We start from the raw sequence: 12550 nt of genomic DNA, 5'->3' as shown, positions 1-12550 counted from the left end.
CGGACCGTGTAGCACCAGCGATGAATACTGAAGCGGACACTTTAGGATCACTGCATGATGGATCTGGGACGCCTGCGGGCGCTGCACGCGGTGGCGGTGCACGGCTCGGTCGGCGGGGCGGCGGCCGCGCTCGGCTTCACGCCCTCGGCGGTCTCGCAGCAGATCGCCAAGCTGGAGCGGGAGACCCGCACAGTACTGCTGGAACGACAGGGCCGCGGCGTGGTGCTGACCGACGCGGCGCGCGAGCTGGCCGTCACCGCGCGGACCGTGCTGGGGCTGGTGGAGCAGGCCGAGGTGCGGCTGGAGGAACAGCGCGGCCGGGCCGTCGGGCGGCTGCTGGTGGCCGCGTTCCCGTCCGGTGCCCGCGGACTGATGCCCGGGGCGCTGGCCGATCTGCGGCGGCGCTGCCCGGAGCTGGACGTCCGGCTGCTGGAGCGCGACCCCTACCCGGCGGCCGAGCTGGTGGCCCGGGGCGAGGTGGACCTGGCGCTGGTGCAGGACTGGCCGACCGTGCCGCTGCCGGTGCAGGAGGGGGTCTCCCGGATGGACCTCGGCACGGACCCGGTGGACCTGCTGCTGCCCGCCGACGACGATCTGGCCGCACTCGACCCGGTGCCGGTGGAGCGGCTGTGCGGGCAGCGCTGGATCAGCGTGCCGCCGGGCAACATCTGCCACGACTGGCTGGTCCGCACCCTGCGCGAGGCCGGCGAGGAGCCGGACGTGCGCTACCAGGTCGGGGAGTTCGAGACGCAGATCGCCCTGGTCGCGGCCGGTCTGGGCATGGGTCTGGTGCCCAGGCTCGGACGGGGCCCGCTGCCGCCCGGGGTGGCGGTCCGCCGGGTGACGCCGGAGCCCGGCCGCCGGGTGTTCGCACTCTGGCGCTCCCAGGCCTCCCGGCGTCCGGCCATCACCGAGGCGCTGGCCTCGATGCGGGAGTGCTGGGGACGGCTTCCGGTCTGAGGGCCGCCGTGTTCGGGGCATCGCGGGGGTCCGGGCCTCGTTCGGGCCTCAGCCGGCGAAGCCGATCACCAGCCACATGAAGCCGACCCCGGCCACGGTGCAGAGCAGGGTGGTGCGCGAGGGGTGCGGGCTGTGCGCCTCGGGGAGGATGTCCGAGGTCGCCAGGTAGAGCAGGAAGCCGGAGAAGAAGCCCAGGTAGAGGCCGAGCAGGTGCGCCGGGATGGTGAACGCCAGGGTGATCGCCGCGCCGGACACCGGGGCCAGCGCGTCGGCGGCGAGCAGGGTCAGCGCCCGCCTCCGGTTGTTCCCGTACAGCCGGGTGATCGTGTACGTGTTGAAGCCGTCGGCGAAGTCGTGCGCGACCACCGCGATGGCCACCACCGTGCCGACCGTGGTGCCGGCCTGGAAGGCGGCGCCGATCGCGAAGCCGTCCATCACGCTGTGCCCGACCAGGGCCAGTGCGGCGGTCATCCCGACGCCCTGGTGCCCGACGGAGTGGGTGTGCCCGTGCTGGTGGCCGTGGGAGTGCGCGGCGTACTCGCCCTCGTGGCCGCGGTGGATGGCGACCGCACGCTCGATCACGTGGATGGTGAGGAAGCCGGCCGCGAACATCAGCAACGCCTGCGGGACGCCGTGCAGTTCGTTCGGGGCCTGGTGGATCGCCTCGGGCAGCAGGTCGAAGGCGACGACGCCGAGCATCAGCCCGGCGGCGAAGCCGAGCACCAGGTGGCGGCGGTCGCGGGTGCGCTGGGCCACGAAGCCGCCGATGAGGGTCATCAGGAACGCCGCGGCGGCGACCAGTACCGCGGTCATCGGGCCGGCTCCGTCTCGGGTCCGGCCTGGTGGCCGGGGCCTTCACCGGGTGGTCCGCCGAGCGTTCTGCCCATTCCTCTCCCCCTGGGATCCGCCCGTGACCGGGCCGACCGCCGACCGTACCGGACGCCCGTTCGGCCGTGATCACCCGGGGTGCCGGGCCCGACCGGGAGCCGTGCCCCCAGCCTCGGCCCGGGCCCGCTCGGGCGCCCCCGGATGGGCCGCCGGTTGGGCTGTCGGAGTGAGGCCGCCCGCCGGGGCGGGGAGCCTCAGCCGCCGGTGGCGAGCGGCAGGCCGAGGTGGGTGCGGGCGAGTTCGCGGACGCCGTCGCCGTCGATCAGGTGGATGTGGCGGTGGCTCTCCTCGGCGGTGAGGTCCAGCACCTCCTCGGTGAACCGGCCGGTGGTCAGCCGCAGCCCGCGCTCGGCGGACTCCTCCCCGACCGCCTCGGCCAGGGTCTCGATCTGCTCGGCGCCGACCGACGCGGTGTCCCGGGAGGCCCAGACCACCCAGCGGCCGGGCAGCGCGGTCCCGGGCGCGCCCTCGCCGGTGGCGACCAGCCCGGCCGGGCCGCGCAGCCGGACGCTCCACTGCCCGATCCCGCCCCTGGTCAGCAGGTCCCGCACCAGCTGGGCGAACTCGTTGGCGGACAGGTCGGAGGCGGCCGGCACGGTGGCCCCGGCCCGGGCGGCCGGCTGGACACCGGCCCGGTCGTACGGGTCCGGGGTGACGGCGGCGCCGAGCTGGCGCAGCCGCACCAGGGCCTCGTCCTGCTCGGCGTCGGCGTAGACGCCCTCGTCGTCGCGTTCCTCGTACGGGGTGCCCGGCGGCAGCAGCCGGGTGCGGGCCAGTGCGTCGCGGTCGGCGTCCACGCTGACCAGGCAGAGCGGCTCGGCCGCGGCGGGGTCGCGCAGCCAGCCGTTGAGGACGACGCCGGCGAGTATCTCGTCGGTGTCGACGGCGTCGGCGGCCTGGAGGGCGCGCAGGGCGAGCCGGGCGACCAGTCGCAGGTAGTCGGTGGCCCGGTCCGCGGGCGGGCGCGGCACCGGACGGATGTCGCCGTCCGGGTCGAGCCGGTAGCCGGTGAGCGAGGGCACCAGGTCGAGCGGCGGCAGGTCGAGGTCCAGCACGGCGGTGCGGGTGAGCGGGCGGAAGACCGCCCGGCAGGGGGCGGGCAGGTCCTGGGTGGCGGTCTCGGCGGCGGCCAGCGCCCGTTCCAGCAGCGATTCCACCGCGGCCGGTTCGGCCAGCCGGTAGGCCCGTCGGCACTCCTCCAGGCTCTCGTTGTACTCGCGCACGGCGCGGGCCCGGGCCTCCTCGGCCGCCTCGTGGGCGCGCCGGGACTCGTCGGCGGCCGGGCTTCCGGCCTCGGCCCGGCGGGTGCGCCACTCGCGCAGGGCGCGCTGGTGGGTGAGCCGGGCCTGGGCCAGCTCGCGCTGGTAGCCGGAGTCGAGCAGCCGGCGGGACGGGCCGCTGTCCGGGTCGGCCGCGGGCGGCTCGGCGGGAGCGTAGTCCTCCCAGCGGGGCTCGGAGTCTTCGGCCGCGGCGGGACCGTCGGCCGGGTAGGGGCGGGGCTGGTAGTGGCGCAGCTGACTCTCGAAGTCCATGGCCGAGACGGGCAGCGCGGCCCGTCGCAGCAGGTCGGCCAGCCGGTCGTGCTCGGCCTGGACGGTGCGGGTGCGGTGGTGGGTCAGGGTGGCGGCCCGGGCGTGCGCCGCCACGGCCTCGTCCTGGTCGGCCTCACCGGGGCCGGAGTGGTCGGAGTGGCCGGTTCCGTGGTCGGCTCGGCCGGGGCCGCGGCCGACGGGATCCGGGTCGGACTGACCGGCACCTGCCGGACCGCGACCTGCCGGATCGCCACCTGCCGGGCCGTCGCCGGACGGACCGTCACCGGCCGTGCCCCCACCGGGGCGGCCGGCGACGGCGTCGCCCGGCTCCTGCTCCCCCTCGGCTCCGAGGTCGCGGAAGACCGAGGCGAGGAAGCCCGGCCGGGGGAACTGGACGGTGGCGGTTCCGTCGGACTGGCCGTCTGCTGGGTACTGCATCGGTCGTCGTTCCCCCATGCTCGTCCGGCGCCTGCCCGGGGCGATCGGCGAACCTGTGGACCCGCCGCTGCCGGACATTGTCCCCCGAACGGACGCAGCGGTCAGCCAAGCCGCTCAGTTGGTCCGGGTGTTGGTGAGGTGCAGACCGATGTAGCCGACGTAGATCCGGCCGCTGCCGGAGCAGTCGTCCAGGTAGTGCAGCCGGGGCGCGGTGCGGCCGCCGCCGATCCGCAGGTGCGCGCCCATGAACGCGCGCCGGGAGGAGTCGACGCATTCCGGCACCGGCAGCATCCGCTCGCGCTTCCACTTGGTGTGGCTGAACACCGTCCTGGACTCCCCGCGGACCGCCTTGCGGGGCGGGAAGCGGTGGCAGCCCTCGGGGGTGCGCTCGCACCACTGTTTGAAGTCCCCGCCGGCCGCGCCGCGGACGGCCGCCTCGGCATACTCCTGGAGGGCGGTCAGCCCGTCCCAGGCGAGCCGGGCCCAGCCCGCGCCGGCGCACTGCAGCTCGTCCAGGGCGAGCGCGTTCTTCTGGTCCCCGGTGAAGGTCACCAGCGGGAACTCGCCCAGTCTGGCCATGAGTTCGGAGAAGGTCTCGGGCGTGCCCCGGCGGTCGTGGAGCTGGGCCACGGAGTGCGGCCCGACGACCGGACCACTGCCCGGTGCGACGCAGTGGCGTCCGGTCAGGGCTCGGGTTCCGGAGCGGAGGCGGCCCTCCCGGATGTCCCGGCCGTCGCGGCCCTCCCGGCCCTGGCCCCGGTCCCGGTGCTCGCGGCGTTCCAGGCGCAGGGTGTGCCGGACCCGCTCCAGCTCGTCGGCCCGGGCCTGCTGCTCCGCGCGGTCCTGCTGCTCCTCGCGGACGAGCGCGGCCAGGTCCTCGCCCTGGTCCGGGGCGGCCCGTTCGGCGACCTGTTCGCAGGCCTGCCCGACGACGTGCCCAGCCGTCCGCCCGGCCTGCTCGGATGCCCGCTCGGCCGACTGCTCGGCGGACTGCTGGGCGGACTGCTCGGCGGGCTCGCGGAGCTGCGGCGGCGGGACGCGCAGCACCGGGACGGCCGCGAGCGGCGGTGGCAGCGGCTGCTCCGCGGCCAGGCGGCGCGGCTCGCGGGAGAGCAGCCCGGCGGCGCGGCGCAGGTCCTCTTCTATTCGGCCCCGGGCGAGCACCGGATGTCGGGCGCTGTCCTGCCGGGAGGCCGGGTCGACGTCGGGCAGGTAGGTGCGCACCGCTCCGCCGTAGACGGTGTGGTACTCCAGCGCGACGTTGAACCCGGTGCGGGCGCCGGGGTCCAGCACGTAGGTGGTGGCGAGGCCGGGCAGCTGCTGGCAGAGCGGGGCCACCACGTCCTCCACCCAGCGGTCGAGCGGGAGGTTCACCGGGACGCTGGCCACCACCGTGGGCAGCCTGCGCTCGGGGTCGCACAGCTCGTCGATCAGGGCGTCGACCTCGTCGGCCGTGATCACCCGGGGGGCGGAGCGGACGGCGGACGGGCCGTCGGTGGCGTCGAGCAGCGGGAGGAGCGAGCGGGCGAGTTCGGGCACCGGCACCCGGCACGGGGTGCGCACACCGCTGCCGGTGCTGTGTGTCTCGGCCTCCAGCCGGACCCAGGTGGGGCCGTCCGCGGCGGTGGCCACGGTGAGGGTGAGCTGCTGGGTGCCGTGCGGGGCCGGGGTGCGCAGGCGGCGGCGGTCGTAGCGGCCGCCGCCCGGACCCTCGCGCAGCGGGCCCAGGTCGCGGTCGAGCAGGACGCGCTCGCCCAGGCGGAGGCGCTCGGCGGTGGGAGCCGGTTCGGCAGTGGGAGCCGGTTCGGCGATCTGCCCGACGGGGGCGCGGTGGGCCGGTGGGGGCTCCTCGTAGCCCTCCTGCTTCAACCAGGAGGCCAGCTGTTCGTCGGCCAGGGCGACGGCCTCGGCGTGCCCGAGGAGCGTGGTGACCGTCATCCGGTAGGGCGTCGCGGGACCGCGGGGGCCGGGCAGGTCGGCGGCGGCGTGTGCGCGGACGCGGTTCGGGGCGGGGCGGTTCGCGATCGGGTGGTTCGAGGTCGGGTGATGCGAGGTCGGACGGTTCGAGGTCGGGCGGCTGGAGATCGGGTTCGTCGCGGACAGGGGATTCGAGGTCGAACGGTCTGAGGTCATGCGCATACCTCCGCGGTGCGGGGTCGGGTCCTGTGTCCTCCATCGACGGTTTCGTCCGGTTCTGCCGGAACCTTGCCCAGGAAACGCCACGGCCCGGAGCGGAAGTTCCAACTCCGGGCAACGACACTACGTTCGGGTGAATCTGCTCAAGCGTTCTTCCGCGTGGCGCAAGGCCTGGGCTACCGGAAACGGCCGGTCACGGGCCGTCCGACGAGCCGTCCCGCGGATCGTCCGTCCCCCCGGGACCCACGAGGTACCACCCGCCCCGCGGCCGGACCGGTGCCGCTCGGAGCGGCACCGCTCAGACCGGCACCTCGACATAGGTGCGGCCGGCCGGGACCGCCACCGCGGTACCGCCGGTCGCCTCCGCCAGCCAGGTGTGGAACTCCGTCACGTCCGGCTCCGGCACGCCCACCTCGATCCGCACCCCGGTGGCCTCGTAGGCCAGATCGCTCACCGTGTACCCGGCCGCCCGCAGGTCGTTCTCCACCCGCCCGGCCCGGACGTGGTCCACCGTCACCGCGAGCAGCGCGACCGGCCGCCGCTCCAGCAGGCCGATCCCGTCCACCGCCGCCGAGACCGCGTTGCCGTACGCCCGCACCAGGCCGCCCGCACCGAGCTTGATCCCGCCGAAGTACCGGGTGACCACGGCGACGGTGTCGGTCAGCCCGCGCCGACGCAGCACCTCCAGCATCGGCACCCCGGCCGTGCCGCCGGGTTCGCCGTCGTCGCTGGAGCGCTCGCGGCGCTGCTCGTCGCCGACCACGAAGGCGGTGCAGTTGTGCCGGGCGTCCCAGTACTGCTTGCGGATGCCGGCGATGAACGCCTGCGCCTCCTCCTCGTCGGCGACCCGGGCGAGGTGACAGATGAACCGGGACTTCTTGATCTCGGTCTCGTGGCTGCCGGCCCGCCGGATGGTGAGGTACGGCCTGGCGGTGGGCTCCGGCGTGGCGGACATGGCGGGGAGGTCCTCCCGAGGACGGCAAAAGGCTGACGGTGCCCGCCCCGGGACACCGGGGCGGCACCGCCAGCCTAGTTGGCGCACGACGGGAGGACCGGTGGCCGGCCGCCGACCGCCGGCCACCGACGGGTCAGCGCCCGGCCAGGGCGTTCAGCCGCGCGCGGTCCAGACCGGTCAGCGCGGCGACCTCGGCGAGGTCGACGGCGCCGCAGTCCAGGCCGCGCAGCAGGTAGCCGCTCAGCGCCCGGGCGGTGGCCGGCTCGTCCATCACGTCACCACCCGCCTTCGCCACGTACGCGGCCAGTCGGGCGGCGGCGGCCGCCAGGCCCTCGCGGTAGAAGGAGTAGACCGCGACGTAGCGGGTGGGCAGGTGCGCCGGGTGCATGTCCCAGCCCTGGTAGTACGCGCGGGCCAGCGAGCGGCGGACCAGGCCGTGGTGGAGCTTCCAGGCGGCGTGCACCTGCTCGGCGGAACCGGTCGGGACGACGTTGGTCGAGCCGTCGGAGAGCCGGACCCCGGTGCCCGCGGCCGCCACCTGCATGACCGCCTTGGCGTGGTCGGCGACCGGGTGGTCCATGCTCTGGTGGGCCGCGCTGACGCCGCAGGCGGCGCTGTAGTCGAAGGTCCCGTAGTGCAGGCCGGTGGCGCGTCCCTCGGCGGCCTCGATCATCCGGGCGACGGTGGCCCTTCCGTCCGGGCCGAGGATCGCCTGGGTGGTCTCGATCTGGATCTCGAAGCCGATCCGGCCGGCGGGCAGCCCGGCCCGGCCCTCGAAGTCCTCCAGCAGCCGGACCAGCGCGGTGACCTGCTCGGCGTAGGTCACCTTCGGCAGGGTCAGGACCAGGCCCTCCGGCAGCCCTCCGCGGGCCATCAGGGTGGCCAGGAACAGCTCCAGGGTGCGGATGCCGCGGGCCCGGACGGCGGCCTCCAGGCACTTGATCCGGATGCCGAGGTACGGCGGGGCGCCACCCCCGGCCACCGCGGCGGCGACCAGCCCGGCGGCGCGGACGGCGGCCGCGTCCTCCTCGGCGTCGGGGCGGGGGCCGTAGCCGTCCTCGAAGTCGATCCGCAGGTCCTCGATCGGCTCGCGCTCCAGCTTGGCGCGGACCCGGGCGTGCACGTCGGCGAGCAGTTCGTCGTCCGCGACGCCGAGGGCGCGGGCCAGTTCGGCGGGGGTGGCGGCGTGCCGGTCGAAGGCGTCCAGGGCCCGGCGGCCCCACTCCCGCACGGTGTCGGCACCGAAGGCGTCGGCCGGGACGTAGACGGTGTGCACCGGCTGCCTGGTCCCGGGTTCGCCCGGGTAACGGCGTGCCAGATCGGCGTCGACGGGGGCGAGCAGCGCCTCCACGGCGGCGCGGGCCGCGGTGGAGAAGGAGGCCGCGTCCGTCGGCCCGTTTCCGTCGGCCCCGACCCGTGTCATCCGCACTCCTCCATGCCGAACCAGCGCTTCAACAGTTTGTTGAGGCGAAGGTAGCTCCGGCGGGTACGGGCGTCAATGGCCGACCCGGCACCGGACGGTGGCGGCCGCGGTCAGTCCCTCCCGGCGGCGGCGTAGCGCTCGTTCAGCTCCGGGTACAGGTCGGCGACCTCCTTGGGGTGGACCGAACCGTCCGGCCCCTTGCCGGTGACGCCGAACTCCCTGGTCAGCCAGTCGGCGAGGCGCTGGGGGTCGGGCTGGTGGCCGTAGCTGTCCATGTACGAGACGAGCGCCTCGTAGGCGAGGTCCGGGTCGAGGCGCGCGGGCACCGGAGCAACCGCGCGCTGCTCGGCGTGGACCTGCTGCTCGGCGTGGACGCGTTCCTCGGCCGGGACCTGCTGCTCGGGCCCGGCAGGCTGCTCAAGCCGCTCGGAGTGCTCGGGCTGCTGCTGCGAGCCGGCCACGTGCTGGGCCTGCGGACCGGGCGCGGGGGCGGAGGTGGAGGCGGGGGCGGTGGCGGTGGCGGCGAGGGCGGTGGGCTCCTCGGCGACCGGGCGCGGGGGCTTGAACCAGGGCGAGGCCTGGCCGGGCACCCGCCCACCCGGGGCGGCGTCGGCCGGGTGGCCGGTGGTGCGGACCGGGCGCTCGGTCCAGACGTTCAGCTCCTCGCCGCGCGGCTGCGGGGCGGCGTCCGCCGCCTCGTCCGGCTCCTGGGCGGCCCGCAGCCGGACGGCGGCCAGCTTCGCGAGCATCGGCGCGGCGACCTCGGCGGACAACGGCGCGACGGCCGCGGGTGCCTGTGCCTGTGCCTGTGCCTGTGCCGCAGCCTGTTCGGGCTGGGCCTGCTGAACCTGCTGGACCTGGGGGGCGTCCTGCTGGGCGGCCTGCGGCTCCTGCTGCGAGTGTTGCGGGGGCTGGGGCTGCTGCGGCTGCTGGGCCTGGGCCTCGGCGACCGGGGCGATGGCCGCGGCGGCGCGGTTCTCCTGGCCGGGTATCCCCTGCGCCTCCTGCTCCGGCAGCGCCTCCGGGACCTCGCGCACACGGCCCTCGTCATCCAGCCGGTCGAGCAGCGCCGGGTCCAGCGGCACGCCGAACTTGGCGAGCTTGAGCGGCAGCAGCGCCTGGATCGGCGCCGAGCGGCGCCAGCCGCGGCCGTACCGGAAACGCAGCTGCGCCCGGTAGACCAGACGGTTCTGTTCCAGTCGGATGACCTCGTCGTAGGAGCGGAGCTCCCAGAGCTTCATCCGCCGCCAGAGCCGGAAGGTCGGCACCGGTGAGAGGAGCCAGCGCATCACCCGGACCGACTCCATGTGGCGGTCCGCCGTGATCGCCGCTATTCGGCCGACCGCGTGCCGCGAGGCCTCGACCACGACGACGAAGAGCACCGGAATGACCGCGTGCATCCCCATGCCGAGCGGGTCGCCCCAGGACGCGGCCGCGTTGAAGGCGATGGTGGCGACGGTCAGCAGCCACGCGGTCTGCCGCAGCATCGGGAAGGGGATCCGCAGCCAGGTCAGCACCAGGTCGAGCGCGAGGAGCACGACGATGCCGGCGTCCACGCCGATCGGGAAGGCGTAGGAGAAGGCTCCGAAGCCCTTCTCCTCGGCCAGCTCGCGCACCGCGTTGTACGAGCCCGCGAAGCCGATGCCCGAAATGATGCAGGCACCGGCCGCGACCATGCCGAGCAGGCCACGATGGGCCTTGGTGAGCGTTGGGCGTGCCATTACGTCTATCAACCCCTGGATGTCGGCCGCTGGCGTACAGTGCCTCGGCTGCCGGGTCCCGTTGGTCGGGCCGCCGGACGGCTGAGCAGCCTCCGGGCTCGGCCCACCGGAGTTTACTCGTACGCATGTTTAAGCGTTCCCACAGCCTGGGGTGTCACAGTGCGGCGGCCGAACGCCGGCCCCGGCACCGTACGGATCGGCGCCGGGGACCGGCCGGACCGTCAGCGGGTCTGCCTCGCCGTGCCGTTGAGGTAGGCCAGTACGGCCAGCACCCGGCGGTTGGCGTCCTCGTCCGGGGCGAGGTCGAGCTTGCTGAAGATGTTGGCGATGTGCTTGGCCACCGCACCGTCGCTCACCGACAGCCGGGCGGCGATCGCCGAGTTGGAACAGCCCTCGGCCATCAGTTCCAGCACCTCGCGCTCCCGCGGGGACAGCCTCAGCAACGGACCGGGCCTGCGCGCGGTGGTCTCCATCAGCTTGGCGATCACGTCCGGGTCCATCGCCGTGCCGCCGGCCGCCACCCGGCGGACCGCGTCGATGAACTGCCCGGCGTTGAACACCCGGTCCTTCAGCAGGTAGCCGATCCCCCCGGTGCCGTCGGCCAGCAACTCCCGCGCGTAGAGCTGCTGGACGTGCTGCGACAGCACCAGCACCGGCAGGCCCTGGATCTCCCGCCGTGCCTTGAGCGCGGCCTGCAGGCCCTCGTCGGTGAGCGTCGGGGGCAGCCGGACGTCGACCACGGCAACGTCCGGCCGGTGGGTCAGAAGCGCCTCCAGCAGCTCGGGACCGGTCTCCACTGCCGCGGCGATGGTGAAGCCGTGCGCTTCCAGCAGCCGGATCAGGCCTTCGCGAAGGAGGTAGAGGTCCTCGGCGAGGACAACTCGCACGGCAACTCCAAGGTGATGGTGGTGGGTCCGCCCGACGTGCTGTCGATGGAGAGGACACCGTCGAAGGTACCCAATCGCTTCTCGATACCACGCAGTCCGGTCCCCCGCGAAGGGTCCGCCACCCCCACCCCGTCGTCCGTCACCGTGATCCGCAGGAGGCCGGCCCGGTAGAGGATGTCCACCCAGACCTGCTCCGCCTCCGAGTGCTTGGCCGCGTTGGCCAGCAGCTCGCAGATGCTGAAGTACACGGCGGCCTCCACCGGCGCCGGCGGACGGTCCGGCAGGCTCACGCACACCTCGGTCGGCAGCGCGCTGTCCAGCGCGAGGGCCCGGACGGCATCGCCGAGTCCGCGCTCGGCGAGCACCGGCGGGTGGATGCCGCGCACCAGGTCCCGCAGCTCCTGGAGGGCCCGGGCCGAGGACTGGCGAGCCTCGGCCAGGAGCTCCCGCGCGGCCCCCTGGTCGGTGTCCATCAGGTGCTCGATGGTGCCCAGCGTCATCCCGATCGCGACCAGTCGCGCCTGGGCGCCGTCGTGCAGGTCCCGCTCGATCCGTCGCAGCTCGGCCGCCTGGCTGCCCGCCGCGTCCGCCCGCGTCTCGGTCAGCTCGACGACCCGCCTGGTCAGCTGGGCGCGCGTCGCCCGGCCGTCCCGGTCCAGCACCCGGCGGGCCGCCTCCACGTACATCCGCACCGCGAACGGTGCCAGGAGTATGCCGCCGACGACCATGGCGGCTCCGAGCACGACGCTCAGCAGCATGGACGCCATCCGGCCGCTCAGCGGGCCGAAGTCGTCCGCCGGCACCGGCGAGGACAGGGCGTAGGCGACGCCCAGCCCGAGCAGGACAGCCAGCGGGCCGGCCAAGGCCACCACGAGGAACGGGTTCACCAGCAGCCAGAGCAGCTCGCCGCGGGTGGTCCGGTCCCGCAGGCCCCAGTGGACCACCTGGGCGTACTTCGCCACCGTCCGCGACCGGTGGTAGGTGTAGCCCGTCCACCAGTGCCCCCGGCCGTCCAACTCCAGCTCCGGCCAGGGCTCGTAGACCGCCGGCAGCCGTATGCCGAACCAGCGCTCCAACTGGCCGCGGGTGCGGTTCGCAGTACGGCGGACGCTGGCTGCGGCCACCACGCCGCCGGCAGTCGCTGCTACCAGAAGCGCGAGGAAGAGCCCCAGGTCGTACGACTGCAGGAGCCGGGCCGTTATCGCCCCCGAGAAGATCGCCGCGCCCACCGGCAGCACCACCCCCGGCACCGCTGCCACCACCACCGCACCGAGCCGCGCCAGCCCCTCACCGCCGGCCTTGAAGGCCGCCTGGGCCTGAGCACGTACGGACGCGCCGCTCGTACGACTCACTGTTGTCACGGGAAGCTCCTGATGCCGGTACCGATCGTCCTCCATCAGTCTTCACGAACCGTCCATCACCCACACTGGCCATGGCACCCCAATCCCGAGGTAGACCTAGGACCACCTGCGAGTGGAGGAAGTGACACCGACCGATGAGACAGTCCAGAAATGCGAAGAACCCCCATCCGGATCCCGGATGGGGGTTCTTCTGAATAATTGTTCGGCGGCGTCCTACTCTCCCACAGGGTCCCCCCTGCAGTACCATCG

Annotated in this window: 9 protein-coding genes; 1 reads left to right on the top strand and 8 read right to left on the bottom strand. The window is 74.5% G+C overall.

Annotated features, from left to right (window positions below):
• Positions 1-54 precede the first annotated feature (54 nt).
• Positions 55-960, top strand: a complete 906-nt coding sequence (locus ACFVUY_RS38930; RefSeq protein WP_387736821.1) for a LysR family transcriptional regulator — start codon at positions 55-57, stop codon at positions 958-960.
• A gap of 48 nt (positions 961-1008) precedes the next feature.
• Here the strand turns inward: ACFVUY_RS38930 and ACFVUY_RS38925 are convergent, their stop codons facing one another.
• The 8 genes from ACFVUY_RS38925 to ACFVUY_RS38890 form a co-directional block, all read right to left on the bottom strand.
• The gene (locus ACFVUY_RS38925) at positions 1009-1773 is read right to left on the bottom strand and encodes a ZIP family metal transporter (RefSeq protein ID WP_387695008.1); all 765 of its coding nucleotides are present in this window, start codon (positions 1771-1773) and stop codon (positions 1009-1011) included.
• A gap of 269 nt (positions 1774-2042) precedes the next feature.
• Entirely contained in the window at positions 2043-3818 is a 1776-nt protein-coding gene (locus tag ACFVUY_RS38920) for a restriction endonuclease (RefSeq protein ID WP_387736820.1), read from the bottom strand.
• A gap of 114 nt (positions 3819-3932) precedes the next feature.
• Positions 3933-5756 (bottom strand): hypothetical protein, encoded by a 1824-nt coding sequence (locus ACFVUY_RS38915; RefSeq protein ID WP_387736819.1) that lies wholly within the window; start codon positions 5754-5756, stop codon positions 3933-3935.
• Between the two features lie 496 nt (positions 5757-6252).
• On the bottom strand, positions 6253-6909 hold the full coding sequence (locus tag ACFVUY_RS38910; protein WP_387695005.1) for a YigZ family protein: 657 nt from the start codon (positions 6907-6909) through the stop codon (positions 6253-6255).
• 133 nt (positions 6910-7042) lie between these two features.
• The gene (locus tag ACFVUY_RS38905; protein ID WP_387736818.1) at positions 7043-8332 is read right to left on the bottom strand and encodes a DUF6986 family protein; all 1290 of its coding nucleotides are present in this window, start codon (positions 8330-8332) and stop codon (positions 7043-7045) included.
• 110 nt (positions 8333-8442) lie between these two features.
• Positions 8443-10053, bottom strand: a complete 1611-nt coding sequence (locus tag ACFVUY_RS38900) for a DUF2637 domain-containing protein (protein ID WP_387736817.1) — start codon at positions 10051-10053, stop codon at positions 8443-8445.
• Positions 10054-10274: 221 nt separating this feature from the next.
• The gene (locus ACFVUY_RS38895; protein ID WP_387736816.1) at positions 10275-10940 is read right to left on the bottom strand and encodes a LuxR C-terminal-related transcriptional regulator; all 666 of its coding nucleotides are present in this window, start codon (positions 10938-10940) and stop codon (positions 10275-10277) included.
• On the bottom strand, positions 10892-12301 hold the full coding sequence (locus tag ACFVUY_RS38890) for a sensor histidine kinase (RefSeq protein ID WP_387736815.1): 1410 nt from the start codon (positions 12299-12301) through the stop codon (positions 10892-10894). The genes ACFVUY_RS38895 and ACFVUY_RS38890 overlap by 49 nt, the downstream gene beginning before the upstream one ends.
• Between the last annotated feature and the right edge of the window lie 249 nt (positions 12302-12550).

This window comes from Kitasatospora sp. NPDC058063, from assembly GCF_042885395.1.
Lineage (GTDB): Bacteria > Actinomycetota > Actinomycetes > Streptomycetales > Streptomycetaceae > Kitasatospora > Kitasatospora lactacystinica.
This window is presented reverse-complemented; position numbering and strand designations above follow the sequence as displayed.

Excerpts from the sequence above, each read along its gene's own strand:
- ACFVUY_RS38905 (WP_387736818.1), bottom strand. The coding sequence starts at position 8,332 with ATGACACGGGTCGGGGCCGACGGAAACGGGCCGACGGACGCGGCCTCC.
- ACFVUY_RS38920 (WP_387736820.1), bottom strand. The coding sequence starts at position 3,818 with ATGCAGTACCCAGCAGACGGCCAGTCCGACGGAACCGCCACCGTCCAG.
- ACFVUY_RS38930 (WP_387736821.1), top strand. The coding sequence starts at position 55 with ATGATGGATCTGGGACGCCTGCGGGCGCTGCACGCGGTGGCGGTGCAC.
- ACFVUY_RS38910 (WP_387695005.1), bottom strand. The coding sequence starts at position 6,909 with ATGTCCGCCACGCCGGAGCCCACCGCCAGGCCGTACCTCACCATCCGG.
- ACFVUY_RS38915 (WP_387736819.1), bottom strand. The coding sequence starts at position 5,756 with ATGACGGTCACCACGCTCCTCGGGCACGCCGAGGCCGTCGCCCTGGCC.
- ACFVUY_RS38925 (WP_387695008.1), bottom strand. The coding sequence starts at position 1,773 with ATGACCGCGGTACTGGTCGCCGCCGCGGCGTTCCTGATGACCCTCATC.
- ACFVUY_RS38900 (WP_387736817.1), bottom strand. The coding sequence starts at position 10,053 with ATGGCACGCCCAACGCTCACCAAGGCCCATCGTGGCCTGCTCGGCATG.